The 25,184-nt window shown below is 65.7% G+C and carries 21 protein-coding genes and 1 other RNA gene; 12 read left to right on the top strand and 10 right to left on the bottom strand.

Annotated features, from left to right (window positions below):
* Nucleotides 1-105 precede the first annotated feature (105 nt).
* The 5 genes from ABIA42_RS38505 to ABIA42_RS38485 all read right to left on the bottom strand — a co-directional run bounded on the left by ABIA42_RS38505 (nucleotide 106) and on the right by ABIA42_RS38485 (nucleotide 4,511).
* Nucleotides 106-975 carry a DUF6869 domain-containing protein gene (locus ABIA42_RS38505; protein WP_370115828.1) on the bottom strand — a complete coding sequence of 290 codons (870 nt, stop codon included), beginning with the start codon at nucleotides 973-975 and terminating at the stop codon, nucleotides 106-108.
* 97 nt (nucleotides 976-1,072) lie between these two features.
* Entirely contained in the window at nucleotides 1,073-2,107 is a 1,035-nt protein-coding gene (ruvB, locus tag ABIA42_RS38500; RefSeq protein ID WP_370123680.1) for a Holliday junction branch migration DNA helicase RuvB, read from the bottom strand.
* A 149-nt stretch (nucleotides 2,108-2,256) separates the two neighbouring features.
* Nucleotides 2,257-2,874, bottom strand: a complete 618-nt coding sequence (ruvA, locus tag ABIA42_RS38495) for a Holliday junction branch migration protein RuvA (protein WP_131871891.1) — start codon at nucleotides 2,872-2,874, stop codon at nucleotides 2,257-2,259.
* Nucleotides 2,875-3,016: 142 nt separating this feature from the next.
* Nucleotides 3,017-3,544 (bottom strand): crossover junction endodeoxyribonuclease RuvC, encoded by a 528-nt coding sequence (gene ruvC, locus ABIA42_RS38490; RefSeq protein WP_370115829.1) that lies wholly within the window; start codon nucleotides 3,542-3,544, stop codon nucleotides 3,017-3,019.
* Between the two features lie 220 nt (nucleotides 3,545-3,764).
* Complete coding sequence (locus tag ABIA42_RS38485; RefSeq protein WP_370115831.1) at nucleotides 3,765-4,511, bottom strand: YebC/PmpR family DNA-binding transcriptional regulator; 747 nt, start codon at nucleotides 4,509-4,511, stop codon at nucleotides 3,765-3,767.
* Nucleotides 4,512-4,715: 204 nt separating this feature from the next.
* Between ABIA42_RS38485 and ABIA42_RS38480 the strand changes: the two genes are divergently transcribed.
* The 5 genes from ABIA42_RS38480 (at nucleotide 4,716) to ABIA42_RS38460 (ending at nucleotide 12,733) form a co-directional block, all read left to right on the top strand.
* Complete coding sequence (locus ABIA42_RS38480) at nucleotides 4,716-6,464, top strand: methyl-accepting chemotaxis protein (protein ID WP_370115832.1); 1,749 nt, start codon at nucleotides 4,716-4,718, stop codon at nucleotides 6,462-6,464.
* Nucleotides 6,465-6,571: 107 nt separating this feature from the next.
* The gene (locus tag ABIA42_RS38475) at nucleotides 6,572-7,996 is read left to right on the top strand and encodes a methyl-accepting chemotaxis protein (protein ID WP_370115833.1); all 1,425 of its coding nucleotides are present in this window, start codon (nucleotides 6,572-6,574) and stop codon (nucleotides 7,994-7,996) included.
* Nucleotides 7,997-8,751: 755 nt separating this feature from the next.
* Nucleotides 8,752-9,216, top strand: a complete 465-nt coding sequence (locus ABIA42_RS38470; RefSeq protein ID WP_370115835.1) for a (2Fe-2S)-binding protein — start codon at nucleotides 8,752-8,754, stop codon at nucleotides 9,214-9,216.
* A gap of 8 nt (nucleotides 9,217-9,224) precedes the next feature.
* Nucleotides 9,225-11,393, top strand: coding sequence for a molybdopterin cofactor-binding domain-containing protein (locus ABIA42_RS38465; protein ID WP_370143732.1), 2,169 nt, complete (start codon nucleotides 9,225-9,227; stop codon nucleotides 11,391-11,393).
* Nucleotides 11,390-12,733: a cytochrome c gene (locus ABIA42_RS38460; protein ID WP_370123685.1), complete on the top strand. Its 1,344-nt coding sequence runs from the start codon at nucleotides 11,390-11,392 to the stop codon at nucleotides 12,731-12,733. Before ABIA42_RS38465 ends, ABIA42_RS38460 begins: the two co-directional genes overlap by 4 nt.
* Nucleotides 12,734-13,194: 461 nt before the next feature.
* Here ABIA42_RS38460 and ABIA42_RS38455 read toward each other — a convergent pair whose 3' ends face one another.
* The 3 genes from ABIA42_RS38455 to ssrS all read right to left on the bottom strand — a co-directional run bounded on the left by ABIA42_RS38455 (nucleotide 13,195) and on the right by ssrS (nucleotide 14,940).
* Nucleotides 13,195-14,019 carry a TIGR00282 family metallophosphoesterase gene (locus tag ABIA42_RS38455; protein ID WP_370115836.1) on the bottom strand — a complete coding sequence of 275 codons (825 nt, stop codon included), beginning with the start codon at nucleotides 14,017-14,019 and terminating at the stop codon, nucleotides 13,195-13,197.
* Nucleotides 13,997-14,593 carry a 5-formyltetrahydrofolate cyclo-ligase gene (locus tag ABIA42_RS38450; RefSeq protein ID WP_370115837.1) on the bottom strand — a complete coding sequence of 199 codons (597 nt, stop codon included), beginning with the start codon at nucleotides 14,591-14,593 and terminating at the stop codon, nucleotides 13,997-13,999. The genes ABIA42_RS38455 and ABIA42_RS38450 overlap by 23 nt, the downstream gene beginning before the upstream one ends.
* Nucleotides 14,594-14,779: 186 nt before the next feature.
* Nucleotides 14,780-14,940: non-coding RNA, 6S RNA (gene ssrS / locus ABIA42_RS38445), on the bottom strand.
* Nucleotides 14,941-15,205: 265 nt separating this feature from the next.
* Between ssrS and ABIA42_RS38440 the strand changes: the two genes are divergently transcribed.
* Nucleotides 15,206-16,219 (top strand): IS5 family transposase, encoded by a 1,014-nt coding sequence (locus ABIA42_RS38440; protein ID WP_370113545.1) that lies wholly within the window; start codon nucleotides 15,206-15,208, stop codon nucleotides 16,217-16,219.
* 182 nt (nucleotides 16,220-16,401) lie between these two features.
* Here ABIA42_RS38440 and ABIA42_RS38435 read toward each other — a convergent pair whose 3' ends face one another.
* Together ABIA42_RS38435 and ABIA42_RS38430 are read right to left on the bottom strand one after the other, a co-directional pair.
* The gene (locus ABIA42_RS38435; protein WP_028182480.1) at nucleotides 16,402-16,785 is read right to left on the bottom strand and encodes a cell division protein ZapA; all 384 of its coding nucleotides are present in this window, start codon (nucleotides 16,783-16,785) and stop codon (nucleotides 16,402-16,404) included.
* A complete protein-coding gene (locus ABIA42_RS38430; protein ID WP_014439722.1) occupies nucleotides 16,782-17,102 on the bottom strand; it encodes a DUF4164 domain-containing protein in 321 nt (106 codons plus the stop codon). Before ABIA42_RS38430 ends, ABIA42_RS38435 begins: the two co-directional genes overlap by 4 nt.
* A 368-nt stretch (nucleotides 17,103-17,470) precedes the next feature.
* Here ABIA42_RS38430 and tkt point away from each other — a divergent pair, with 368 nt between their 5' ends.
* The 6 genes from tkt to ABIA42_RS38400 all read left to right on the top strand — a co-directional run bounded on the left by tkt (nucleotide 17,471) and on the right by ABIA42_RS38400 (nucleotide 25,179).
* A complete protein-coding gene (gene tkt, locus ABIA42_RS38425; protein ID WP_370115838.1) occupies nucleotides 17,471-19,456 on the top strand; it encodes a transketolase in 1,986 nt (661 codons plus the stop codon).
* 150 nt (nucleotides 19,457-19,606) lie between these two features.
* Nucleotides 19,607-20,614 carry a type I glyceraldehyde-3-phosphate dehydrogenase gene (gene gap / locus ABIA42_RS38420; protein WP_370115839.1) on the top strand — a complete coding sequence of 336 codons (1,008 nt, stop codon included), beginning with the start codon at nucleotides 19,607-19,609 and terminating at the stop codon, nucleotides 20,612-20,614.
* A gap of 151 nt (nucleotides 20,615-20,765) precedes the next feature.
* On the top strand, nucleotides 20,766-21,962 hold the full coding sequence (gene pgk, locus ABIA42_RS38415; protein ID WP_370115841.1) for a phosphoglycerate kinase: 1,197 nt from the start codon (nucleotides 20,766-20,768) through the stop codon (nucleotides 21,960-21,962).
* Between the two features lie 39 nt (nucleotides 21,963-22,001).
* Complete coding sequence (gene fba, locus ABIA42_RS38410) at nucleotides 22,002-23,069, top strand: class II fructose-bisphosphate aldolase (RefSeq protein ID WP_028182485.1); 1,068 nt, start codon at nucleotides 22,002-22,004, stop codon at nucleotides 23,067-23,069.
* Nucleotides 23,070-23,445: 376 nt separating this feature from the next.
* Nucleotides 23,446-24,486, top strand: coding sequence for a class I fructose-bisphosphate aldolase (locus ABIA42_RS38405; RefSeq protein ID WP_370115842.1), 1,041 nt, complete (start codon nucleotides 23,446-23,448; stop codon nucleotides 24,484-24,486).
* A 3-nt stretch (nucleotides 24,487-24,489) separates the two neighbouring features.
* Complete coding sequence (locus tag ABIA42_RS38400) at nucleotides 24,490-25,179, top strand: thiamine phosphate synthase (RefSeq protein ID WP_370115843.1); 690 nt, start codon at nucleotides 24,490-24,492, stop codon at nucleotides 25,177-25,179.
* Nucleotides 25,180-25,184: the final 5 nt, after the last annotated feature.

Genomic DNA, 25,184 nt, shown 5'->3' with positions numbered 1-25,184 from the left:
GGAAGCTCGTTTCCGATACAGCTCCTCGATGCGATGCGATTGAAGCGGAATTGGGATGCGCTCGTGCAGATCGTCTGCATCCGCGTGCAGACGCCTGCACAGGCATCACCAGCGGCTCTCGCCGACCAGTGCATCCAGCCGCGTCTTCAATTCGTCCGACGCCCGGTAGTACCAGACACCGCCAAGCAGATCGCGAAAACGTTCATTGACACGCGCCTCACGCTCGATGCGGTCGATCGTGCCGGCGCTGATCACATCTTCGAGGGGACCTGCGGCCAGCAGCGACAGCAACACCGGATTGGCTTCGATCTTCAGGATCTCCAGGATCAGGTCGATCATTCGGTCGGGATCGTCCTCGCGCAGGTCTCGCTCGAAATCCATGATCGCGAACAGATTGTCGTCCTGGTCGCGCTCCGATTTGGAATATTGCTCGACCCAGGCGCGCGCGAGCCTGGCGGTCGACATGTTGGCGAAATCGAGCGGCTCGCGCGGCGTGCGCTGCGCCAGACGATCGGCCTGCCAGGCTTTGCTGTCGGCAAGTCCTGCAATACGCGACATCAAGGGGTTGTCGGGATCGACATGCACGCCACCGAGCAGCCAGCGCAACCGGTTATTGTGCCCGGCTTCGTGCTCGATGCGCGCTATCACCTCCTCGCCGTGTGCGTAGAGCAGCGACAGCAGGAACTTGTCGTTGAGCTGCATCACGGTCGGCTTGTCGGCCTCGGACTTGAGCACTTCCAGCACGAGATCGAGCGCCTGTTGCGGCCGGCGGTGCGGCAGACGATCGAAATAGAGTTTCAAGGCCCAGATGCTGCCGACCTGGTCTCGCCGGCTGACGCGTTGAAGCGCGCACCACATCGACGCCAGCTCACCGAGCGGCATCGGGTCCAGGAACGCCTCGGTCTCATCAGGCGTCTGCAGCTGCGGCGCAGCCGCGATGACCTCGAGCAATCCAGCGTCATCCGTCAGCCCCATTCTTCCCACTCCAATCCGTGTGCGAGAGCGGCGATGCCGTGCGCCGCGCATCGGATTAGTGATGGGATTGAACCGGCGGGTTCACCGGTTGCGGCAGTCAGTCGTCCTCGGACGGCTCGGTGCCGAACAGGCCGAACTGGGCCGGATCGCGATTGGGCTCGGCGAGACCCAGATGGCGGAAGGCATGCGACGTGAGCAGCCGGCCGCGCGGAGTGCGCTGGAGATAGCCGCACTGGATCAGATAGGGCTCGATGATGTCCTCGATCGCATCGCGCGGCTCGGACAGCGCGGCGGCCATCGTCTCGACACCGACCGGACCGCCACCATAGTTGAGCGCGATGGTCGAGAGATAGCGGCGGTCCATGGCATCGAGCCCAGCGGCGTCGACTTCGAGCGCGCTCAGCGCGTGGTCGGCGATCTTGCGGTCGATCGTGGCGGCATCGGCCGCCGAGGCGAAATCGCGCACGCGCCGCAGCAGCCGCCCGGCGATGCGTGGCGTGCCACGGGCGCGGCGCGCGATCTCGTTGGCGCCGTCCGCGCTCATGCCGACATTGAGCACGCGCGCACCGCGGCTGACGATACTCTCCAACTCCTCGATCGTGTAGAAATTCAGCCGCACCGGAATGCCGAAGCGGTCGCGCAAGGGATTGGTGAGAAGGCCTGCGCGTGTGGTGGCGCCGACAAGCGTGAATTTCGACAGCTCGATCTTCACCGAACGCGCCGCCGGGCCTTCGCCGATGATGAGGTCGAGTTGAAAGTCCTCCATCGCCGGATAGAGCACCTCCTCCACCGCGGGGCTGAGGCGATGGATCTCGTCGATGAAGAGCACGTCGCGCTCTTCGAGATTGGTGAGGAGTGCAGCAAGATCGCCGGCCTTGGCGATCACCGGCCCCGAGGTGGCGCGGAAACCGACGCCGAGCTCCTTGGCCACGATCTGCGCCAGCGTGGTCTTGCCAAGGCCGGGTGGACCGACGAACAGCACGTGATCCAGCGCCTCGCCACGCTTGCGCGCCGCCTCGATGAAGATCGAGAGGTTCTTGCGCGCCTGCTGCTGTCCGACGAAATCGGACAGCGATTGCGGACGCAGCGCGGTGTCGCCCACATCATCGCTGCGGCGCTCGGGCGAAACCATGCGGTTGGCCTTGGGATCGCTCACTCAGCGAACTCCTCGTAGGGTGGGCAAAGGCGCCCTAGGCGCCGTGCCCACCATGTCTCCGATCATTCGAAAGATGGTGGGCACGCTTCGCTTTGCCCACCCTACGAGATTGACCATTGACGCGCTCACTTCGCGAGCTCCTTGAGGCCCAGTCGAATGAGCTGCGCGGTCTCGGCATTCTCGCCCGCACTACGCGAGGCCGACGCGATCGCCGCAGCCGCCTGCGGCTGGCCGTAGCCGAGATTGACCAGTGCGGAGATCGCATCCGCCACGGGCCGCGGCGCGCGCTGGTCGTCGACGGCGCCGGCGAGATGCACGACCGCCGGATCGACATTGGCGAAGGCCGGCGCCTTGTCCTTCAACTCGGTGACGATGCGCTCGGCGACTTTGGGGCCGACGCCGGGCGTGCGCGCCACCGCCGCCTTGTCGCGCAGCGCAATGGCATTGGCGAGATCGGCCGGCGCGAGCGTGCCGAGCACGGCGAGCGCAACCTTGGCGCCGACGCCCTGCACGGTCTGGAGCAGGCGAAACCATTCGCGCTCCTGATCGGTGCGGAAGCCGAACAGTTTTATCTGGTCCTCGCGGACGTAGGTCTCGATCGACAGCACGGCCGCTTCGCCCGGCGACGGCAGATGCTGCAAGGTGCGCGACGAGCAATGCACCTGATAGCCGACACCGCCGACGTCGAGGATGACGAAATCCTCGCCGTAGGAATCGATCAGGCCCTTGAGCTTGCCGATCATCTCAGGTCCCCGGTCGCGACACACGCTTCTCTTTCGTCATGGCCGGGCTTGACCCGGCCATCCACGTCTTTGCCCCCGGCAAGAAAGAACGTGGATACCCGGAACAAGTCCGGGCATGACGGCGGTGACAGGGAACGACCGATCATATCCCCACCACCTTCAGCCGGAGCGCCGCGCTCTGGCGGTGATGGGCGTGGGTGATGGCGATGGCGAGCGCGTCGGCGGCGTCCGCGGACGGGGGCTCGGCTTTCGGCAGCAGTATCTTCAGCATCATCGCGATCTGTTGCTTGTCGGCGTGACCGGCGCCGACCACCGTCTTCTTGACCTGGTTCGGCGCGTATTCGGCGACAGAGATGCCGAACATTGCGGGCGCCAGCATGGCGACGCCGCGGGCCTGGCCGAGCTTCAGCGTGGCAACGCCGTCCTTGTTCACAAAGGTCTGCTCGACCGCGGCTTCCATCGGCTGGTGGTCGGAGAGAACGGCCGCGAGCCCCTCATGGATCGCGAGCAGGCGGCTCGACAGCGGCAAATCGTCCGGCGGCTCCACCGAACCGCAGGCCACGTAGATCAGCCGGTTGCCCTCGGCCTCGATCACGCCCCAGCCGGTGCGGCGCAGGCCGGGGTCGATGCCGATGATGCGAACGGGGCCACGAATCGGGAGCGCAGTCATGGGCCAGTGATAGCGGCTGGCCGCCGCGGGGGAAACAGAAACAGAACGGAAGTAACAGGGGAAGTGGGCGGGCGCTGCTCGCAACAAAGGCACGCCGTCATACCCCGCGAAAGCGGGGTATCCAGTACGCCGCGGCTTGTCCGCATCCCTCTGACGTCTCTGGAATACTGGGTCGCCCGGTCAAGCCGGGCGACGACAGCAGAATGCGGGGCTACCGGCTTCAGCCGCCCATCTTCGCCATCAGCGCGTCGGACACCTCGAAGTTGGCGTAGACGTTCTGGACGTCGTCGTGCTCGTTGAGCAAATCCATCAGCTTGAAGAGCTTCTCGGCGGTCTCGTCATCGACCGCGACCGTGTTCTGCGGCTTCCAGATCAGCGCGGCCTTGCGCGGCTCGCCGAACTTGGCTTCCAGCGCCTTGGCGACGTCGCGATAGCCTTCGGTCGAGGCGTAGATCTCGTGGCCGTTCTCGCCCGAGACCACGTCGTCGGCACCGGCCTCGATCGCGGCATCCAGCATGGCGTCGTCGGAGGCGACGCTGCGGTCATATTCGATGACGCCCGTGCGGTCGAACATGAACGACACCGAGCCGGTTTCGCCTAGATTGCCGCCGGACTTGGTGAAGAAGGAGCGGATGTCGGAAGCGGCGCGGTTGCGGTTGTCGGTCAGCGCCTCGACGATGACGGCGACGCCGCCCGGGCCATAGCCCTCGTAGCGGATCTCGTCATAGTTCTCGCCGTCGCTGCCGAGCGCCTTCTTGATGGCGCGTTCGATATTGTCCTTCGGCATGTTCTCCTGGCGCGCGGCGATCACGGCGGCGCGCAGGCGCGGGTTCATGGCCGGATCAGGCGTCCCCAGCTTGGCGGCGACGGTGATTTCCCGCGCCAGCTTGCCGAACAGCTTCGACTTCTGGGCATCCTGCCGCCCCTTGCGGTGCATGATGTTCTTGAATTGGGAATGTCCGGCCATGCGTGGTCTCGTTAAGGAATCGTGCGCCAAGGTGAGCGTGGGAAGCGCGGCCTTATAGGCCGCCAACCCACCGGAATGAAAGAGGCTCTACGACTTTAAGGTAACACCGTACTGGCCCGTGCCTAGAGGTCAGGCACCGTTAACCCTGATTTCATTCCGGGCTGCGAAAATAGCGCCCGACCGTTCTCCGACAAGAGGGGCCCGATGGCGTTCGGATTATTTCGGAAGCGTCTGCCGGACCAGGCTGCGCCTGCGACAGCCCTCAAGGCTCCGCAGCCGGCGGCCCATTCCGCGCCCGCCCCGGCCGCCGAAAGTGATTCGGCCCGGGAAATCCTGGAACTGCTGGAACTCGAGCTCGGCGCGATGATCCGCCAGCTCGAGCGCGCCGCCAATTCGGTGGCCGGAGGCGCCGAGGCGACCGCCGCGACGCTTGCCGCCATTCGCGACCGCACCGACGCCCTGACCGGCCGGACCAACGCGGCGCAGTCGACCGCCTCCACCTTCGCCCATGCCGCCGACAAGTTCACCCAGTCCGCGCAAGGAATCGGCGCGCAGGTCCGCAATGCCGGCAAGCTCGCCGACGAGGCCAGCGCCGCGGCGCAGGAAGCCCGCGCCAATGTCGAGCGCCTGCGCGAATCCTCCGCCGCCATCGGCAATGTCGTCAATCTGATCGCGCAGATCGCGCGGCAGACGACGCTGCTCGCGCTCAACTCGACCATCGAGGCCGCACGCGCCGGCGATGCGGGCAGAGGCTTTGCCGTCGTCGCCACCGAGGTCAAGGCGCTCGCGGTGCAGACCCAGGGCGCGACGGAAGAGATCACACGGAAGATCGACGCGCTCCAGCGCGACGCCGCCGGCTCCGCTGACGCGGTGCACCGCATTTCGCAGGCGATCGAGGCGATCCGCCCGGTCTTCGACACCGTCAACGGCGCGGTCGCCGAGCAGAACGCCACGACCAGCCAAGTCTCCGGAAATGCCGCGAGCGCTTCGGAGTTCATCGTCTCGGTCGGCGAGAGCGCGGCCGAGATCGATGCCGCGACCAAGGCGGCCGAGACCCATGGCAAGAGCGTCGCCAGCGCCGGCAAGGCCGTCACCACTTTTGCTCAAAAGCTGAAATCGCGCTGCGCCGTGCTGCTCGGCCAGAGCGAGCACGACGACCGCCGCAAGACCGAGCGGCTGCCCTGCCATCTCAAGTTCGAAACCACGCGCGGGGTGATGCCGGTCTATGAAATCGCGATGGATGGCGTGCTGATCGGCGGCGCGGATGCAGGCAGGCTTGCGCCGCAAGCGATGATCGAAGGCACCCTCGAGGACATCGGCGCCTGCCGCCTGCGCGTGGTCGAGCAAACCAAGGCCGGCGCCCGCGCGCAATTCGTCAATGCCAATGCCGCGTTCAACGAGAAGATCGAGGACAAGCTCTGGTCGATCCACGAGGAGAACACGGAGCTGGTCACCCGTGCCATGGAGGCCGGCAATGCGCTGACGAAGATATTCGAGCAGGCGGTTGCACGCGGCGAGGTCAGGATCGAGGATCTGTTCGACACGGACTACGCAGAAATTGCGGGCACCAATCCGCAGCAATATCGCACGAAATATCTGGACTGGGCCGACCGCGCCCTGCCGCCGTTCCAGGAAGCCTTTCTGGCGAGGGAGCCGCGGATGGCGTTCTGCGCCATGGTCGACCGCAACGGCTTCCTGCCGGTGCACAACAAGATCTATTCGCATCCGCAGCGGCCGGGCGACGTCGCCTGGAACACGGCCAACAGCCGCAACCGGCGGATGTTCAACGATCCGGCGGGGCTCGCCGCCGCGCGCAACCTGCGCTCGTACCTGGTCCAGAGCTATGCGCGGGACATGGGCAACGGCAACACGGTGATGATGCGCGAGATCGACGTCCCGATCCGCGTGCAGGGCCGGCACTGGGGCGGATTTCGCACGGCCTACAAGCTGTAATGCACGCTCAGGCAAGACGGCGCCGGCGAATCATCCTTTAAGATCGAATTTGGAATGGGAATGCCGCCGTGAGCCGTGAACGGCTCTGACTGGAGGACTCATCGAACATGTCCGTCGCACAACTTGCCGTCATGGACACCGGCTCCAACCGCACCCTCGCCGAGCGGCTGATCGACCAGCTCGCCGACCGCATCGGCGGCCTCGGCGTGGAACTCGCCGACATCGCCGGCAACGTCCAGGAGGTCGCAAGCCGCGTCGCGAGCCAGTCGGAACGGTTCCACCACCTGCAGAAGACGGCCGAGACGATGGTGTCGGCCAACCACGACATCGCCAACGCATCGCAGGCCGTGCAAACGACGACGTCCGCGGCGGTCGGCGAGATCGCGCAATCGCGCAGCGCCGTCGACGCCGCGGTCAGCCATATCTCGGAGCTCGTCGCAGCCGTGGAGCGGATCGAGGCGCGCCTGAGCGCCGTCGGCTCGGCGCTGGCGCAGGTGGCGAAGGTCTCCGGCTCGATCGAGGCGATCGCGAAGCAGACCAATCTGCTGGCGCTGAACGCAACCATCGAAGCGGCACGCGCCGGCAATGCCGGCCGCGGCTTCGCGGTGGTCGCGAGCGAGGTCAAGAACCTCGCGGAAGCCACCCGCCAGGCCACGCATGAGATCTCCGACACCGTGCGCGATCTCGACGGCCAGATCGAAGGCCTGATCGGCGAGAGCAGCGACGCCTCGCAGCGCGCCAAGACCGCCGGCGAAGGCGCCCAGCAGATCTCCGGCATCATCTCACGGGTCCAGCAGGGCTTTGCCTCCGTGGAAGCGGAGATCGGCAGCGTCACGCGCGCGGCGACCTCCAACCTCGGACATTGCGACACCGTCATCAGCGAGCTCGACGAGCTCGCCAAGGGCGTCGACCTGTCCTCGCGCGATCTCAAGAACGCCGACGAGCGCGTGGCGAAGCTGCTCGACGCCTCCGAAGGCCTGATCGCGCTGATCGCCGACAGCGGCGTGGAGACGTCGGACACGCCGCTGATCCGTGTTGTCGTCAACACCGCGAAACGGATTTCGGCGGAGTTCGAGGCTGCGATCGACCGCGGCGAGATCACGCTCGACCAGCTCATGGACGAGAACTACCGGGAGATCCCCGGCACCGATCCAAGACAGCACCTCACCGACTACGTCGAATTCACCGATCGCGTGCTGCCCGCGATCCAGGACCCGATCCAGAAATCGGATCCGCGCATCGTCTACTGCGTCGCCTGGGCAAGGAGCGGCTATCTGCCGACCCACAATCCGAACTACCGCCTCCCGCAAGGCAAGGACCCGGTCTGGAACAACGCCAATTGCCGCAACCGCCGCCTGTTCACCGACCGCACGGTGAAGAAGGTCGCAGGCAGCACGAAGCCGTTCCTGCTGCAGACCTACCGCCGCGACATGGGCGGCGGGCAGTTCGTGCTGATGAAGGACCTGTCCTCGCCGATCGTGATCCGCGGCAAGCACTGGGGCGCCTTCCGGATGGGCTTTCGCCAGAGCTGACCACCGTTGCGCGACGGCGCGCCGGCCTCGCCACAACAAAAAGCTCGAAAACAACCCCATGCACAGTAGCCGGGGTTTGCGAAATCAATGGCTTAGGCGGGCGCCAAGAGGGCGATCAAATCAGACCTGGTCGCGGGTCACCTCTTCCCCCGACGTGGAGATGATCCGAGTGCTGGGCGGGATGCGCCTCACACTTGACCCGTCAGGCAAAACGGGGGCGTAATGCGACTATTCCGAAATTGCCCCCCCCTCTTCCCTTCTCCCCTTGTGGGAGAAGGTGGCGCGAAGCGCCGGATGAGGGGTTTGTCTCCGCGGGCAGAGCTGCTCGAGAATGAGAGAGGGTCATACGCGGATAGAGACCCCTCACCCCAAACGTATTCGCGTCTACTGACGTCGCCGCCCTCTCCCACAAGGGGAGAGGGCACAACAATGTCGGCCGTTCCCCGCCGCCCCACTTTCCTAATCGCACGAGTTTCGTCTTTGCATGATTTTGCGCGTTCGCACGATCATATGCGGCGGTCGATGACGCACGCGATGAAAATGCGTCAAAACATGACGATTATCATATCAATTGGCCCAAAACCTTTGCAGCAATCGCCGCACAAATTCGTGAACGTCATGGCCTCACGCCTCGTCCGCGCAAATATGCATTGCCGGAAATTTCGACGCTTCATCGTTTCGCATCGATATGATTATCGTCGCGCAAAATTCGTCGATGTGATCGCCGCAAGCGATCGCCGAGCAAGGGAATGCATATGGCAACTGTTCTCACCATCAATGGCGAAACGAAATCCTTCGACGCGCCACCTGACATGCCGCTGCTCTGGGTGCTGCGCGACATCCTCGGCATGACCGGCACCAAGTTCGGCTGCGGCATCGCGCAATGCGGCGCCTGCACGGTGCATGTCGACGGCAAGGCGGTGCGCTCCTGCGTGCTGCCGGTGAGCGCGGTCGAGAATCGCACTGTAACCACCATCGAGCATGTCGGCAGCACGCCGGCCGGCGCCAAGGTGCAGAAGGCCTGGTTGGAGGCCGAAGTGATCCAGTGCGGCTATTGCCAGTCCGGCCAGATCATGGCGGCTGCGGCGCTGCTGGCGACGACGCCAAATCCTGACGATTCCGACATCGACGCCGCCATGGCCGGCAACATCTGCCGCTGCGGCACTTATGTGCGCATCCGCGAGGCCATCAAGCAGGCCGCCAACGGCCGCCAGTCCTGAGGTTCGCCATGAATGCACATCACAGCGTCTCCCGCCGCGCGTTGCTGACCGGCGGTCTCGCCACCGGCTTCCTGCTCGCCTTCCATCTGCCGCTGCGCGCGGCGGTCAACGAGCCGGTGCAGCCGCGCGACACCACCGAGGGCAGGTTCGCGCCCAATGCCTTCATCCGCATCGACGAGACCGGCCGCACCGTGCTGATCATGCCGCAGGTCGAGATGGGCCAGGGCACCTATACCTCGATCTCCGCGGTGCTCGCCGAAGAGCTGGATGCCGACTGGAGCAAGGTCGAGGTCCAGCACGCGCCGCCTGACGACAAGCTCTACGGCAATCCGACTTTCGGCCTGCAGGTCACCGGCAATTCCAACTCGATCCGCGCCTGGTGGCTGCCGTTGCGCAAGGCCGGCGCCACCGCGCGCGCGATGCTGGTGCAGGCGGCCGCCGCAGAATGGGGCGTCGATCCGGCAAGCTGCACAGCCGCCAAGGGCGAGGTCGCGCATGCAGCGAGCGGCCGCAGGCTCGCCTACGGCACGCTGGCGCTCGCAGCCCAAGGTCAGACGCCGCCGAAGGACGCTGCGCTGAAGGACCCCAAGGACTTCGTCCTCATCGGCCAGCCCTTGAAGCGCCTCGACACGCCGGACAAGGTCAACGGCAAGACCATCTACGGCATCGACGCCATCCTGCCCGGCATGAAGTTCGCGACCGTCGCCGCTTGCCCGGTGTTCGGCGGCAAGGTCGGCAAGGTCGACGACAGCGCCGCGGCGAAGCTTCCCGGCGTGCGCAAGGTCGTCGTGCTCGAGGACATGGTCGCCGTGATCGGCGATCACATGTGGGCGGCCAAGAAGGGGCTCGAAGCGCTCAAGATCGAGTGGGACGAGGGGCCGAACGCCGAGATCACCACCAAGGACATCTGGGACGACCTGCGCAAGGCCAGCCAGAAGGACGGCGCAGTCGCAAAATCCGACGGCGATATCGCCAAGGCGCTCGCGAGCGGCGACAAGTTCGAGGCGGCCTACGAACTGCCCTTCCTGGCGCACGCCTCGATGGAGCCGATCAACGCCACGGTGCACGTGAAGCCCGACTCCTGCGAGATCTGGACCGGCACGCAGATCATGACGCGCGTGCAGTCGGAAGCCGCGAAGGCCGCGGGCCTGCCGATCGACAAGGTGATCGTCAACAATCACCTGCTCGGCGGCGGCTTCGGCCGCAAGCTCGAGCCCGACATGGTGGTGGCGGCGGTGAAGATCGCCAAGCAGGTCGACTATCCCGTGAAGGTGGTGTGGACCCGCGAGGAGGACATCCAGCACGACGTCTACCGCCCGGTCTATCGCGACCAGATCACGGCGTCGCTGGTCGACGGCAAGGTCGCGGGGTGGAAGTACAAGGTCGCCGGCTCCGCCGTGCTCGCGCGCTGGCTGCCGCCGGCGTTCCAGAAGGGCATCGACATCGACGCGATCGACGCCGCGGTGGATGCTCCCTACGACTTCGCCAACTTCCATGTCGAATATGTCCGCGCGGAGCCACTGTCGGTGCCGACAGGTTTCTGGCGCGGCGTCGGCCCGAACAACAACGTGTTCGCGGTCGAATGCGCGATGGACGAGCTCGCGCGCAAGGCGGGCAAGGACCCGATCGAATTCCGAAAGTCCATGCTGACGAAGAATCCGCGCATGCTCGCGGTGCTCGACCAGGTCGCGGAGAAATCCGGCTGGGGGCAAAAGCTGCCGCCGCGCGTCGGCCGCGGCGTCTGCGTGCAGCCGTCATTCGCGAGCTTCATCGCAACGGTGGTGGAGGCGGAGATCGACGACATCGGCGAGATCACGCTCCGCCGCATCACCTCGGTGGTCGACACCGGCATCGCGGTCAACCCCGACACCGTGAAGGCGCAGATCGAGGGCGGCCTGATCTTCGGCCTGACCGCGGCGCTCTATGGCGAGATCACCATCGACAAGGGCCGCGTGCAGCAGTCGAACTTCCACGACTACCGCATGATGCGCATCAACGAGACGCCGAAGATCGAGGTGATCGTCGTCAAGAGCGGCGAGGCGCCCGGCGGCATCGGCGAAGCCGGCGTCAATGCCGGACCGCCGGCGCTGCGCAACGCGATCTATGCCGCAACCGGCGTGGCGCTGCGGCGCCTGCCGATCGATCGGAAACTGCTGGCTGCGGGGAAGAAGGCATGAGCGGCAAGATGCGTATCCTCACGAGTCTCGTCGTGATCGCCATCGTCGCGGTGGCGCTCGGCGTCTTCATCATCCGTGGGCCCGGCCCGCTCGACTTCGCAGGCGGCACGAAAGTGGCGCTGGCGGATTACCGCGCGGGCAAGCCGACCGGCGTGCCCGCGAAGCTGGAGAAAGCCGGCATCGTCGAGCGCGGCGAATATCTCGCCAAGGCCGCCGACTGCATGGTCTGCCACACCAAGCCGGGCGAGAAGGAATACTCCGGCGGGCTCGCCTTCAAGCTGCCGTTCGGCACGCTCTATTCCACCAACATCACGCCGGACAAGGACACCGGCATCGGCAATTACAGCGACCAGGATTTCCTGAACGCGGTCCAGCACGGCAAGCGCCGTGACGGCGCGCGGCTCTATCCGGCGATGCCCTACACGTCCTACACGTTCATGACCGACGAGGACGTGCTGTCGGTGAAAGCCTATCTGTTCAGCCTGCCGGCGGTGCGCGCGAAGGCGCCGGACAACACGCTGTCGTTCCCGTTCAACCAGCGCTGGGCGATGATGTTCTGGTCGGCGGTGTTCAATCCGGACACGCGCTTTGCGCCCGACACCTCGAAGAGCCCGGAGTGGAACAGAGGCGCGTATCTTGCGGAGGCCTTGGCGCATTGCGGCGAGTGCCACACCCCGCGCAATCTCGGCTTCGCGCTGGACAACCGCAAGAAGTTCGCCGGCGCCATCACGGCGGGCTGGCGCGCCTTCAACATCTCCTCGGACAAGGCGACAGGTCTCGGCAACTGGAGCGACCAGGATCTGATCTCGTATCTGTCGCTCGGCCATGCGCCGGGTCATGGCTCGGCCTCGGGTCCGATGGGTGAGGCGGTCGACCACAGCTTCAGCAAGCTCGCCCCCGAAGACATCCGCAGCATCGTTGCTTACCTGCGCAGCGTGCCGCCGCAACCTTCGCCCGACCTGCCCGCCACCACGGCACCGGTCGCCCCCGCCTCGCACCGCGACGGCGTCACGGCGGACGCCCGCGGCAAGCAGGTGTTCGCCAGCGCCTGCGCCAGCTGCCATGGCTGGAGCGGCGAGAGCCCGGTGTCGCCGATGGCGACGCTCACCGGCACCTGGGCCGTCAACGACCCCGCCGCCACCAATGTCGCGCAGATCGTGCTCTCGGGCACCAGGCGCCACACGCCTGACGGCGCGCTGTCGATGCCCGCATTCGGCAAGGCCTACACGGACGACGAGATCGCGGCGGTGGCGAACTACGTCACGGCGCGGTTCGGAACGAAGGGCTCGAAGCTGACGGCGAAGGACGTGGCGGAGTTGAGGGAGCAGACGGCGGAGTAGAGTTTCTCTTACCCTCCCCTGGAGGGGGAGGGTCGGCTCACATGGAGCGCAGCGGAATGTGAGACGGGGTGGGGTGACGGTCTCTCGTCATCGAACACTGCCCGAGTGGAGAGATCACCCCACCCCGCTCGCGCTGCGCGCGATCGACCCTCCCCCTCCAGGGGAGGGTGGCAGTGCGAATGCCGCGCTACTCAACTCAGCCAGAACTAAGGAAGGGCTCGAAGCTGACGGCGAAGGATGGCGGAGCTGCGGGAGCAGACGGCGAAGTAGAGTTTCTCTTACCCTCCCCTGGAGGGGGAGGGTCGGCTCACATGGAGCGCAGCGGAATGTGAGACGGGGTGGGGTGACGGTCTCTCGTCATCGAACGCTGCTCGAGTGGAGAGATCACCCCACCCCGCTCGCGCTTCGCGCGATCGACCCTCCCCCTCCAGGGGAGGGTGGCCGTGCGAATGCCGCTCTGCTCAGCTCAGCCAGAATCTTGGCGTCGTCGGCTCCAGCCGGCCGCCCACGCGCACCGGCGCAACGCGTAGCGCAAGGCCCGTGGCGTCATCCGTCTCCACGGCGACGCCGCTGAGCGTCGCCGCGCCCGCGGCGGGCTCGAAGCGGGCCGACGGAATCCCCGATGTGAACCTCCGCAGCGGTTCTTCCTTCTGCATGCCGATGATGGAATCGTAATCGCCGGTCATGCCGGCGTCGGTCATGTAGGCGGTGCCGCCTACGAGGATCTGATGGTCAGCGGTCGGCACATGGGTGTGCGTGCCGACGACGAGGCTGGCGCGTCCGTCGCAGAAGAAGCCGATGCCCTGTTTCTCGCTGCTCGCCTCGCAATGAAAATCGACGACGATGGCGTCCGCAGCAACGCCGAGCGGGCAGGCGCCGAGCTCGCGCTCGAGCGCCGCGAAGGGATCGTCGAACGGGGTCATGAAGACGCGGCCCAAAGCGTTGACGACGAGCGCATGCTTGCCGTTCTTGGTCTCGACCAGCGCGGCGCCGCGGCCGGGCGTGCCGCGCGGATAGTTCGCCGGACGTACCAGGCGATCGGCGCGCTCGATGAACACCAGCGCCTCTCGCTGGTCCCAGGAGTGATTGCCGAGCGTCACCGCGTCGGCGCCGGCCTCGAGGAATTCCTGGTAGATCGCTTCCGTGATGCCGAAGCCGCCCGCCGAATTCTCGCCGTTGACGACGACGAAATCGAGCGACCAGTCCTTGACCATGCCGGGGAGATATTCGGCGATGGCCTCGCGCCCGCTACGGCCGACGACATCACCCACGAAGAGAATGCGCAACTTCAGAACTCCGGAAATCGAACACGTCCGATTCCGTTAGCACATAATCCAGCGCGACGTCGTGGGATAGTGCCGGAACCGCCTCGATCTCCTGCGCCGCAAACGCAAGCCCGATGCCGATGATCTGCTTCGTTTTCCGCAAATGCGCGAAGGTGAAATCGTAATGCCCGGCGCCATAGCCGATGCGATGGCCGAGACGGTCGAAGGCCGCGAGCGGTGTCAGCATGATGTCGGGGATGACCTCGGCCGCTGCCGGCGACGGCTCGGGAATGCCGAGCGGACCGAGCATCAGGCGGTCGTTCGGATGGAAGATGCGGAAGATCAGCGACTGGCCACGCGCGGTGACGCAAGGCAGCGCCAGATTTGCGCCCTGCTCGGCGAGCTTTCGCATCAACGGCATCGGATCGATCTCGTTGCGGATCGGCGAATAGCCGGAGACGATGCTGCCGGGCAGCAGCTCGAACGGCAACCCGCGCTTGGCGAGTTTTGCGGCTGCGGCGATGCGCTTCTTGTCGCTCAGCGCGTCACGCCTGGCGAGGGCCTTGGCACGGAGTTCGGCTTTGGAAGCGGACATGCGCTTTGGTCCCCACGTCATCACCCGCGAGTGCGGGTGATCCAGTATTCCAGAGGCGGCGGTGATTCACACAGAGGCCGCGGCGTACTGGATGCCCCGCCCCGTGCGCAATGCGCACTCGGGGGGCATGACACCTGTTGAACTGGCCGCAGTCGTTTCAACAAGCACAAACCAAGCAGACAAAAGTACGAAGCCGCGAACGCCGTTGAAGCACTCGATCCCGGAGTTCCCTACGAAAGTAGGTGGGCACCATATGTCCGGGCCCACGGGCCCGGCCAGGGACAGTTCCCTAAAGGATCGATAAGGCCCCGGGGATATATGGCTCCTGACGCACGTCGCAGCCTCGCCTGGGCAATGTAACAACTGTACTGGGGAAGTGCCAGTGCGGCACATCAGACCGGATGGTGTTTGGGTGAAACGCTCGCGCCGCGGGCTGGCTCAGCCTCTCCCGCTTGCGGGAGAGGTCGGCGCAGCGCGCCGGGTGAGGGTTGTCTCCTCTTGGGGGGTTCTCGATTGTCGAAACACCCTCTCCCCAGCCCTCCCCCGCAAGCGAGAGCTTTGCATAAAGCACGAATCTGCAATTCTCTCGGCTTGATTGGTAGGGGGCTGGGGATGGCATATCGGCAGGTTGGACAACCGAGCTTCGCGGACGCGCTGGTGTCGCGGCGAGGGAAAGGCAATCGGGTGCTGAGGCGGGTTGGCGAACTGGTCGATTGGGCGGCAGTGGCGCGCGTGCTGGGCGGTCTGCCGGAACCGGAGCGGGGCGCGCCGGCCTATCCGCGGCTGGTGATGTTCAAGGCGCTGCTGCTGCAGCAATGGTACGGGCTGTCCGATCCTGAGCTTGAAGAGGCGCTGGATGATCGCGCCTCGTTCCGCGATTTCTGCGGCTTTGTGCTGGGCGACGAGACCCCCGACCACGCAACGATCTGGCGCTTCCGCGACGCTTTGCAGCGGGCCGGCCTGGACGAGACGCTGTTCGGTGAGATCCTGCGCCAGATCGAGGCGCATGGGCTGGTGCTGCGGCGGGGCACACTGATCGATGCGAGCCTGATCCCGGCGGCGGTGAAGCCGCCAAAGCCGCCAGAGGACCCGCAGCCGCCCGGCCCGGACGGCCGGGCGCCGAGCAAACTGGTCAACAGCAAGCGCGATCCGGATGCGCGCTGGACCAAGAAGGGCGGCAAACGATACTTCGGCTACAAGGCGCATGTCGGCATCGACAAGGGCTCGGCCATCATCCGCCGCAACAAGCTGACCGATGCTGCGGTCAACGACACGGTGCCCGCCGACGAGTTGATCTGTGGTGATGAGAAGGCGGTCTACGCCGACCAGGCCTATGACAAGCACGAGCGCCGCAGCGGCCTCCGTGCGCGAGGCATCAAGCCGCGGCTGATGTTTCGGCCCAACAAGCATCATCCGCTGACCGAGCGGCAGAAGCGCTTCAACGACGCTGTGGGAAAGCGCCGCGCACCGGTCGAGCAGGTCTTCGCGCGCCTCAAGGGCAGCTACCGCTGGGCGCGCGCCCGCTATCTCGGCTTGGCGCGCAACCAGACGCGTCTGCGCCTGATCTGCCTCGCCATGAATCTCAAACGATGGGCAGTGCTGTCTCCTGCGGGAGCTGCGGCATGACCGCCGCCGCCCAACGCCATCGGTTGGCCGCGAAAACCCAACCATTCAACGCCCGCGCGCCGTCCGACCCCGCGCAAAAAAAGCCCGACATCGGGAACCAGTCCCTTACATCCAATTATGCAAAGCTCTCGCAAGCGGGGGAGGGAGTGCGCCAGCTTCGTGGCAACCATCGAGGCTTTCACCTACCCGATCGCGATGCCGCCTCCGACGGTCCGGTTCAGGACCTGGGTCGACTTCTCGATGCGTTCGGCCGCGGCGTTGAGCGCGTTCACCACTGCGGTCTGCGTCATCCGGGCGCGTTCGACGGCGGCGTTGCGGAAATCCCGGAGCTCGACCAGCTCCTGCTCCATGGTACGGATGCGGTTGCCGGCGTCGATCAATTCGTCGCACACCGTCAGCGCCGCCATCACCGTGAGGCGCGCATCGCCGATCTCGCCGAATTTTCCGCGCAGCGACTGGATGCGCGTCTCCAGGCTCTCGGCGAGCTTGAGCAGCCGCACCTCCTGGCCCTCCTCGCAGGCCATGCGGTATTGCCGGCCGTTGATGGTGACGTTGATGTGGCTCATCCGTCCTCTCCGGTATCGAGCACCGAGCGTATCGTGACGATTGCGGAATCCAGCCGGTCGGAAATCTCGCGATTGGTGCGCTCGAGCTTGCGCGCCTTCACCAGCGCGCCGTCGAGCTCGTCGGCGAGACGCGAGCGATCAGCGCCGAGCGCCTGGATCCGCGCCGCGAGCTCGTTCTCGTCGCGATCGGCATCGCGTCGCCGCTCGACCGCGCTTTCGAGTGCGTCGAGCGCGGCCGTGAGCCTGCGGGTCGCAATCTCGATCTCGACGGCGGATGATTCCGTCATGGCAGAGCTATTGGACACGCGATCGTTCATGCAGTCAGCGGCGGAACCTGGCGGCCTTTGCCCAGTGGCCTTTCCCTGGAGCTTGCCGTCCGGCAAAAGACTCGGTTCGGCAAGCGGTTAGAAGCAGAAATTTACGTGGCAAGCTAGCCCAGCGCAACGCCGCCGCAAAACTATGCACCGATCAATCGGGACGCGGCTGCGATCGTCCGATTCCGTCCGGCATGATCGCGGGGGAAAACCGATCTCCCCATGGCAACTTTTACGGCTAAACCGGCGTTTGAGTGCCTTGGACTCCCGGAACCGAGGTGCTATCCCAGCCCCGACCCTTTCAGTGGCCGCCAGGCTCCTCCCGCGCGGGCGTACCTCGCCAAGCGCCTCATTTCAGACGGATTTCAGACATGACGCAGGTCGATCACACCCGTATGGCCAACGCGATCCGCGGCCTTTCGATGGACGCTGTCGAGAAGGCGAAATCGGGCCATCCCGGCCTGCCGATGGGTGCGGCCGACATCGCCACGGTGCTGTTCACGCAGTTCCTGAAATTCGACGCCGCCGCGCCGGCCTGGCCGGACCGCGACCGCTTCGTGCTCTCGGCCGGCCACGGCTCGATGCTGCTCTATTCGCTGCTGTACCTGACCGGCAATGCCGAGATGACGCTGGACCAGATCAAGCAGTTCCGCCAGGTCGACTCGCTCACCCCCGGTCACCCCGAGAATTTCCGCACCAAGGGCATCGAGACCACCACCGGCCCGCTCGGCCAGGGCATCTCGACCGCGGTCGGCATGGCGCTCGCCGAGAAGATGCTGGCCGCCGAGTTCGGCAAGAAGATCGTCGACCACCACACCTATGTGCTCGCCTCCGACGGCGACCTGATGGAAGGCGTGTCGCAGGAAGCGATCGCGATGGCCGGGCACTGGAAGCTCAACAAGCTGATCGTGCTCTACGACGACAACGGCATCTCGATCGACGGCCCGACCTCGCTCTCCGATTCCGTCGACCAGGTGAAGCGCTTCAAATCGGCGGGCTGGGCCGCCGAGAAGATCGACGGCCAGGATCAGGCAGCGATCGCCGCCGCCATCGCCCGCGCGCAAAAATCCAACAAGCCGACGCTGATCGCCTGCCGCACCACCATCGGTTTCGGCGCGCCGCACAAGGCCGGCACCTCGAAGGTGCATGGCGAGGCGCTCGGCGCCGACGAGCTCAAGGCCGCCAAGGAAAATCTCGGCATCTCGCTCGAGCCGTTCTCGGTGCCCGACGACGTGCTGAAGGCGTGGCGCGCGGCCGGCAGCCGCGGCGCCGCGGCACGCCAGGAATGGGAAGCACGGCTCGGCGAGCTCGGCAGCCGCAAGCGCGCCGAGTTCGAGCGCCGCCTGCGCCATGAGCGGCCGGCATCGCTGGCCAAGGCGCTGAAGGCACACAAGAAGGAGCTGCTGGAGAAGCCGCTGACGGCCGCGACGCGCAAATCGTCGGAGGCTGCGATCGAGGTGATCGCCGCCGCGATGCCGATGGAATTCCTGGCCGGCTCGGCCGATCTCACCGGCTCCAACAACAACAAGGCGAAGTCGGCGACCGCCTTCTCGGCGAAGACGCCGAAGGGCCGCTTCATCCATTACGGCATCCGCGAGCACGGCATGGCCGCCGCGATGAACGGCATCTTCCTGCACGGCGGCTTCGCGCCGAACGGTGCGACCTTCCTGGTGTTCACCGACTACGCACGTCCCGCGATGCGCCTCGCCGCGCTGATGGGCACCGGCGTCGTCTATGTGATGACGCACGATTCCATCGGCCTCGGCGAAGACGGGCCGACCCATCAGCCGGTCGAGCATCTCGCCGCGCTTCGCGCCATTCCGAACATGCGCGTGTTCCGTCCCTGCGATTCCATCGAGGTCGCCGAGTGCTGGGAGCTCGCGCTCAACCGCATCGACGGCCCGACCGTGCTGGCACTGACGCGGCAGAACCTGCCGCAGCTGCGTACCACCGCACCGAATGACAATCCCTGCGCAGCCGGCGCCTATGAGCTGGTCGCGGCCCAGGGCGAAGCCAAGGCGACGCTGTTCGCCTCCGGCTCCGAGGTCGAGATCGCGGTCGCTGCCCAGAAGCAGCTCGCGGAACGCGGCATCGCGTCACGCGTTGTCTCCGTTCCCTCGCTCGAGCTGTTGTTAGCGCAACCAGAGGCCAAGCGTGCCGCAATCATCGGCAACGCGCCGGTCAAGATCGCCATCGAGGCCGCCGTGCGCTGGGGCTGGGACGCCGTGATCGGCCAGGACGGCGAATTCATCGGCATGCATTCCTTCGGCGAAAGCGGTCCCGCCAAGGAGCTTTACAAGCATTTCGGCATTACCGCCGAGGCTGCGGTTAACGCTGTGCTGAAGCGCATTTCCTGAGAGTTGAGCTTGCCCCAAAAAAGGACTACGTAATCTCTCATATGATCAAGCACCGCCCGGCCGAACCGGGCGCCCGCCCCTAAAAAAACCCTCGCAGGCGCACGAAAGCGCGTTGTGCGGGATGACAACGGTCATTGAAGGAGACGAAACATGGCAGTCCGCGTCGGAATCAACGGTTTTGGCCGCATCGGCCGCAACGTCCTGCGGGCTATCGCCGAGTCAGGCCGCAAGGACATCGAGGTGGTCGGCATCAACGATCTCGGCCCGGTCGAGACCAACGCCCATCTGCTCCGTTTCGACAGCGTCCATGGCCGCTTCCCCGGCACCGTCACCGTCGATGGCGACTCGATCAACCTCGGCAGCGGCAAGATCAAGGTGACCGCCGAGCGCGATCCCGCGAAGCTGCCGTGGAAGGACCTCGGCGTCGACATCGCGCTGGAATGCACCGGCATCTTCACCTCGAAGGACAAGGCCTCCGCGCATCTGACCGCCGGCGCGAAGCGCGTGCTGGTCTCCGCGCCCGCCGACGGCGCCGATGCCACCATCGTCTACGGCGTCAACCACGACACCCTCACCAAGGATCACCTGGTCGTCTCCAACGGATCCTGCACCACCAACTGCCTCGCGCCGGTCGCCAAGGTGCTGAACGATCTCGTCGGCATCGAGACCGGCTTCATGACCACGATCCACGCCTATACCGGCGACCAGCCGACGCTGGACACGCTGCACAAGGATCTCTACCGCGGCCGCGCCGCCGCGATGTCGATGATCCCGACCTCGACCGGCGCTGCGAAAGCGATCGGTCTCGTGCTGCCCGAGCTGAAGGGCAAGCTCGACGGCGTCGCGATCCGCGTGCCGACCCCGAACGTCTCGGTGGTCGACCTCAAGATCGTCGCCAAGCGCGCCACCGACGCCAAGGAGATCAACGCGGCGATGAAGCGCGCCAGCGAGCAGCAGCTCAAGGGCATCCTCGGCTACACCAGTGCGCCGAACGTCTCGATCGACTTCAACCACGATCCGCACTCCTCGACCTTCCACGAGGACCAGACCAAGGTGCAGAACGGCACGCTGGTGCGCGTGATGTCCTGGTACGACAACGAGTGGGGCTTCTCGAACCGCATGGCGGACACCGCCGTCGCGATGGCGAAGGTGATCTGAGCAAGGTCTCGTGTCCCGGGCGCGGTGCAGCGCCTAAGCGCTGCTCCGCAGAACCGGGACCATTCAACCGCGGGACTCGCTGTCATGTGGGTCCCGGTTCTGCAGCGCACCGCTTCGCGCTGCGCAGCGCCCGGGACAAGAGAGCCCAGAGATGACCAACAAATTCCGCACCCTCGACGACGTCGACATGAAGGGCAAGCGCGTGTTGCTGCGCGTCGACCTCAACGTGCCCATGGAGAACGGGCGCGTCACCGATGCCACCCGGCTCGAGCGCGTCGCGCCGACCATCACCGAAATCTCGAACAAGGGCGGCAAGGTCATCCTGCTCGCGCATTTCGGCCGGCCGAAGGGGCGCGATGCCAAGGACTCGCTCAAGCCCGTCGCCGAAGCGCTGTCGAAGGTGGTGAAGAAGCCGGTCGCCTTCGCGGACGACTGCATCGGCGAGCCTGCGGCCAAGGCCGTGGCCGGCTTGAAGGACGGCGACATCCTCTGTCTCGAAAACACCCGCTTCCACAAGGAAGAGGAAAAGAACGATCCGGCCTTCGTCGCGGAGCTCGCAAAGCTCGGCGACATCTGGGTCAACGACGCCTTCTCGGCCGCGCACCGCGCCCACGCCTCGACCGAAGGCCTCGGCCACAAGCTGCCGGCCTATGCCGGCCGCACCATGCAGGCCGAGCTCGATGCGCTGGAGAAGGCGCTGGGATCGCCGACCAAGCCCGTCATCGCGATCATCGGCGGCGCAAAAGTCTCGACCAAGATCGACCTGCTCGAGAATCTCGTGACCAAGGTCGACGCGCTCGTGATCGGCGGCGGCATGGCCAACACCTTCCTGCACGCCCAGGGCGTCGCGATCGGCAAGTCGCTGGCCGAGAAGGACCTCGCGCCGACCGCGCTGCGCATCATGGAGAAGGCGGACGCCGCCAACTGCGCCATCATCCTCCCCGTGGATGCGACCGTCGCCTATCATTTCGCGGCCAACGCGCCGTCGCATGCCTATGGGCTCGATGCGATCCCGGCCGACGGCATGATCCTCGATGTCGGCCCGCAATCGGTCGCGCGCGTCCACGCGGCGATCGACGATGCGGCGACCCTGGTCTGGAACGGACCGCTGGGCGCCTTCGAGATGCAACCGTTCGACCGCGGCACGGTCGCGGCCGCCAAGCATGCGGCCGAGCGCACCAAGGCCAAGAAGCTGGTCTCGATCGCGGGCGGCGGCGACACTGTCGCTGCGCTCAACCAGGCCCATGTGGCCGGTGACTTCACCTATGTGTCGACCGCCGGTGGCGCGTTCCTCGAATGGATGGAAGGCAAGCCGCTGCCCGGCGTCGAGGTTCTGCGTATCAAGTAATCAAGCGGCCTTGCAGGCCCCAACGGGAGAAAGACACAGATGGCTCGGATCACGTTACGTCAACTGCTCGACCACGCGGCGGAGAACGATTACGGCGTACCGGCCTTCAACATCAACAACATGGAGCAGGCGCTGGCGATCATGGACGCGGCCAACCAGGTCGATGCGCCCGTCATCATCCAGGCCTCGCGCGGCGCCCGCTCCTACGCCAACGACGTCATGCTCAAGCACATGATGGACGCGGTGACGGAGATCTATCCGCACATTCCGGTCTGCGTGCATCTCGACCACGGCAACGAGCCGGCGACCTGCATGACCGCGATCCAGGCCGGCTTCACCTCGGTCATGATGGACGGCTCGCTCAAGGCCGACGGCAAGACCCCCGGCGACTGGGGCTACAATGTCGGCGTCACCAAGACCGTGACCGACATGGCCCATCTCGGCGGCATCTCGGTCGAAGGCGAGCTCGGCGTTCTCGGCTCGCTCGAAACCGGCATGGGCGACAAGGAAGACGGCCACGGCGCCGAGGGCAAGCTCAGCCACGACCAGCTCCTGACCAATCCGGACGAGGCGGTGAAGTTCGTCAAGGAGACCAAGGTCGACGCGCTCGCGATCGCGATGGGGACTTCTCACGGTGCCTACAAATTCACCCGCAAGCCCGACGGCGACATCCTCGCCATGAAGGTGATCGAGGAGATCCACCGCAAGCTGCCGAACACCCATCTCGTCATGCACGGCTCCTCGTCGGTGCCTCAGGATCTCCAGGACATCATCAACGCCTATGGCGGCAAGATGAAGCCGACCTGGGGCGTGCCTGTTGCCGAGATCCAGCGCGGCATCAAGAACGGCGTGCGCAAGATCAATATCGACACCGACAACCGCATGGCGATGACCGGCCAGATCCGCAAGGTGCTCAAGGACAATCCGGAAGAGTTTGACCCGCGCAAATATTTGAAGCCGGCGATGGAAGCGATGACCAAGCTGTGCAAGCAGCGGCTTCAGGAGTTCAATACCGCCGGCCAGGCCTCCAAGATCAAGAAGGTGCTGACCACCGCCGAGATGGCCAAGCGCTACGCCAAGGGCGAGCTCGACCCCAAGGTGGCGTAAGCGATCCCCACGTCGCGTAGCGATCGCGACGGTGGCGTAAGCCACATACTTTCTCCGTCATTCCGGGGCGCCGCAAAGCGGCGAGCCCGGAATCCATAACCACGGCCTAGAGCATGATCCGGAAAAGTGCGAAGCGGTTTTCCGAAAAGATCATGCTCAAACAAGGACCTAAGGCGCGATGACGATTCATCCAAATCTCATCGCGCTTTAGTTATGGATTCCGGGCCTGCGCCTCTCGGCGCATCCCGGAATGACAGTTTTCTTGTGGTACGGTACTTCCTCCCCCCTTACCCTGCGACGAACGTTAACTCGGCAATTGCCCGAGAACGGTCTATTTTTGCGGGCAAGGGCAGACTTGTTTTGGGAGGACCTCTCGATGAATCTGACTGAGCTCAACAGGATCGCCACCGCCATGGTCGCGCCCGGCAAGGGCATCCTCGCCGCCGACGAATCCTCCGGCACCATCAAGAAGCGCTTTGACGCCATCGGCGTGGAATCGACGGAAGAGAACCGCCGCGACTATCGCGAGATGCTGTTTCGCGCCAAGGACGCCATGAGCCAGCACATCTCCGGCGTGATCCTCTATGACGAAACGATCTGGCAGGATGCCAAGGACGGCACGCCGCTGGTCAGGCTGATCGAGGAGAGCGGCGCCATCCCGGGGATCAAGGTCGACGAGGGCACGCAAGCCCTGCCGATGTGCCCGGGCGAGCTGGTGACCGTCGGGCTCGACAGGCTCGCCGAGCGGCTGAAGAAATACTACGAGCGCGGCGCGCGCTTTGCCAAATGGCGCGCGGTGATCGACATCGGCAGCGGCACTGACGGCCGGGGCATCCCCTCGATGACCGCGATCAGCGTCAACGCCCACGCGCTGGCGCGCTACGCCGCGCTGTGCCAGGCCGCGCAGATGGTGCCGATCGTCGAGCCGGAAGTGCTGATGGACGGCGACCACGACATCGACCGCTGCTATGAGGTGACGCAACGCGTGCTCAACAAGACGTTCCAGGAGTTGCGCGTGCAGCGCGTCGCGCTCGAAGGCATGGTGCTGAAGCCGAACATGGCAATCTCAGGCAAGAAGTGTCCGCAGCAGGCGCCCGTCGAAGAGGTCGCGGAGAAGACGATACGGCTGCTCAAGGCCTGCGTGCCCGCAGCCGTGCCTGGCATCGCTTTCCTCTCCGGCGGCCAGTCCGACGAGGAGGCGACCGCGCATCTCAATGCCATGCATAGACTCGGCCCGCTGCCCTGGGGCCTGACCTTCTCCTACGGCCGCGCGCTCCAGGCCGCGCCGCAGAAGGCCTGGTCCGGCAAGGCCGAGAACGTCGCGGCCGGACAGCGCGCCTTCAGCCATCGCGCGCGGATGAACGGCCTCGCCTCCAAGGGCGAGTGGCAAAGCAGCCTGGAACAGAAGGCAGCCTAGATCTTGTCGAACAAACCGCCTCCGCCGCGCCCGGTGCCGCGTCTCTACCTCGCGACGCCTATTGTCGAGGACCCCGCGAGGCTCGTCGCCGAGTTGCCGGGGCTGCTCGCTTCGGCCGACGTCGCGGCCGTGCTGCTGCGGCTGAAGGAAACCGACCAGCGCACCATGATCTCGCGCGTCAAGGCGTTGGCACCGCCGGTGCAGAAGGCAGGCGCAGCCCTCCTCGTCGACGGCCATCCTGACATCGTCGCGCGCGGCGGCGCCGACGGCGCGCACCTCACCGGCCTTGCCGCGCTGGAAGAGGCGGTGCCCTCGCTCAAGCCCGATCGCATCGCCGGCGTCGGCGGGCTTGCCACGCGCCACGATTCCATGAGCGCGGGCGAGATGGGCGCCGACTATATGCTGTTCGGCGAGCCCGACGAGAGAGGCCAGCGCCCGTCATCCCAGGCCATCGCCGAACGGCTGGACTGGTGGGCCGAGCTGTTCGAGCCGCCCTGCGTCGGCTTTGCCACGTCGCTGGAAGAGGCCCGCGATTTCGCCGCCAGCGGCGCCGATTTCGTGCTGGTCGGCGACTTCATCTGGGCCGATCCGCGCGGGCCCAAGGCCGCGCTGGTCGAGGCCGACGCTGCGATCAAGAAGGCCCATGCGACGGCGCCGGCGAGCCAGGATCCTGCGGGTCAGGAGCACGGCTAGCGCCC

This window comes from Bradyrhizobium sp. USDA 327 (assembly GCF_041262065.1).
Taxonomy (GTDB): Bacteria; Pseudomonadota; Alphaproteobacteria; order Rhizobiales; family Xanthobacteraceae; genus Bradyrhizobium; species Bradyrhizobium liaoningense.
The sequence above is the reverse complement of the archived record's forward strand: the minus strand, read 5'-3'. Positions and strand labels throughout refer to the sequence as shown.

Bases quoted from the DNA above. Each gene is read 5' to 3' on its own strand.
- ABIA42_RS38505 (WP_370115828.1), bottom strand. From the start codon at position 975: ATGGGGCTGACGGATGACGCTGGATTGCTCGAGGTCATCGCGGCTGCG.
- ruvB (WP_370123680.1), bottom strand. From the start codon at position 2,107: ATGGTTTCGCCCGAGCGCCGCAGCGATGATGTGGGCGACACCGCGCTG.
- ruvA (WP_131871891.1), bottom strand. From the start codon at position 2,874: ATGATCGGCAAGCTCAAGGGCCTGATCGATTCCTACGGCGAGGATTTC.
- ruvC (WP_370115829.1), bottom strand. From the start codon at position 3,544: ATGACTGCGCTCCCGATTCGTGGCCCCGTTCGCATCATCGGCATCGAC.
- ABIA42_RS38485 (WP_370115831.1), bottom strand. From the start codon at position 4,511: ATGGCCGGACATTCCCAATTCAAGAACATCATGCACCGCAAGGGGCGG.
- ABIA42_RS38480 (WP_370115832.1), top strand. From the start codon at position 4,716: ATGGCGTTCGGATTATTTCGGAAGCGTCTGCCGGACCAGGCTGCGCCT.
- ABIA42_RS38475 (WP_370115833.1), top strand. From the start codon at position 6,572: ATGTCCGTCGCACAACTTGCCGTCATGGACACCGGCTCCAACCGCACC.
- ABIA42_RS38470 (WP_370115835.1), top strand. From the start codon at position 8,752: ATGGCAACTGTTCTCACCATCAATGGCGAAACGAAATCCTTCGACGCG.
- ABIA42_RS38465 (WP_370143732.1), top strand. From the start codon at position 9,225: ATGAATGCACATCACAGCGTCTCCCGCCGCGCGTTGCTGACCGGCGGT.
- ABIA42_RS38460 (WP_370123685.1), top strand. From the start codon at position 11,390: ATGAGCGGCAAGATGCGTATCCTCACGAGTCTCGTCGTGATCGCCATC.
- ABIA42_RS38450 (WP_370115837.1), bottom strand. From the start codon at position 14,593: ATGTCCGCTTCCAAAGCCGAACTCCGTGCCAAGGCCCTCGCCAGGCGT.
- ABIA42_RS38440 (WP_370113545.1), top strand. From the start codon at position 15,206: ATGGCATATCGGCAGGTTGGACAACCGAGCTTCGCGGACGCGCTGGTG.
- ABIA42_RS38435 (WP_028182480.1), bottom strand. From the start codon at position 16,785: ATGAGCCACATCAACGTCACCATCAACGGCCGGCAATACCGCATGGCC.
- ABIA42_RS38430 (WP_014439722.1), bottom strand. From the start codon at position 17,102: ATGAACGATCGCGTGTCCAATAGCTCTGCCATGACGGAATCATCCGCC.
- tkt (WP_370115838.1), top strand. From the start codon at position 17,471: ATGACGCAGGTCGATCACACCCGTATGGCCAACGCGATCCGCGGCCTT.
- gap (WP_370115839.1), top strand. From the start codon at position 19,607: ATGGCAGTCCGCGTCGGAATCAACGGTTTTGGCCGCATCGGCCGCAAC.
- pgk (WP_370115841.1), top strand. From the start codon at position 20,766: ATGACCAACAAATTCCGCACCCTCGACGACGTCGACATGAAGGGCAAG.
- fba (WP_028182485.1), top strand. From the start codon at position 22,002: ATGGCTCGGATCACGTTACGTCAACTGCTCGACCACGCGGCGGAGAAC.
- ABIA42_RS38405 (WP_370115842.1), top strand. From the start codon at position 23,446: ATGAATCTGACTGAGCTCAACAGGATCGCCACCGCCATGGTCGCGCCC.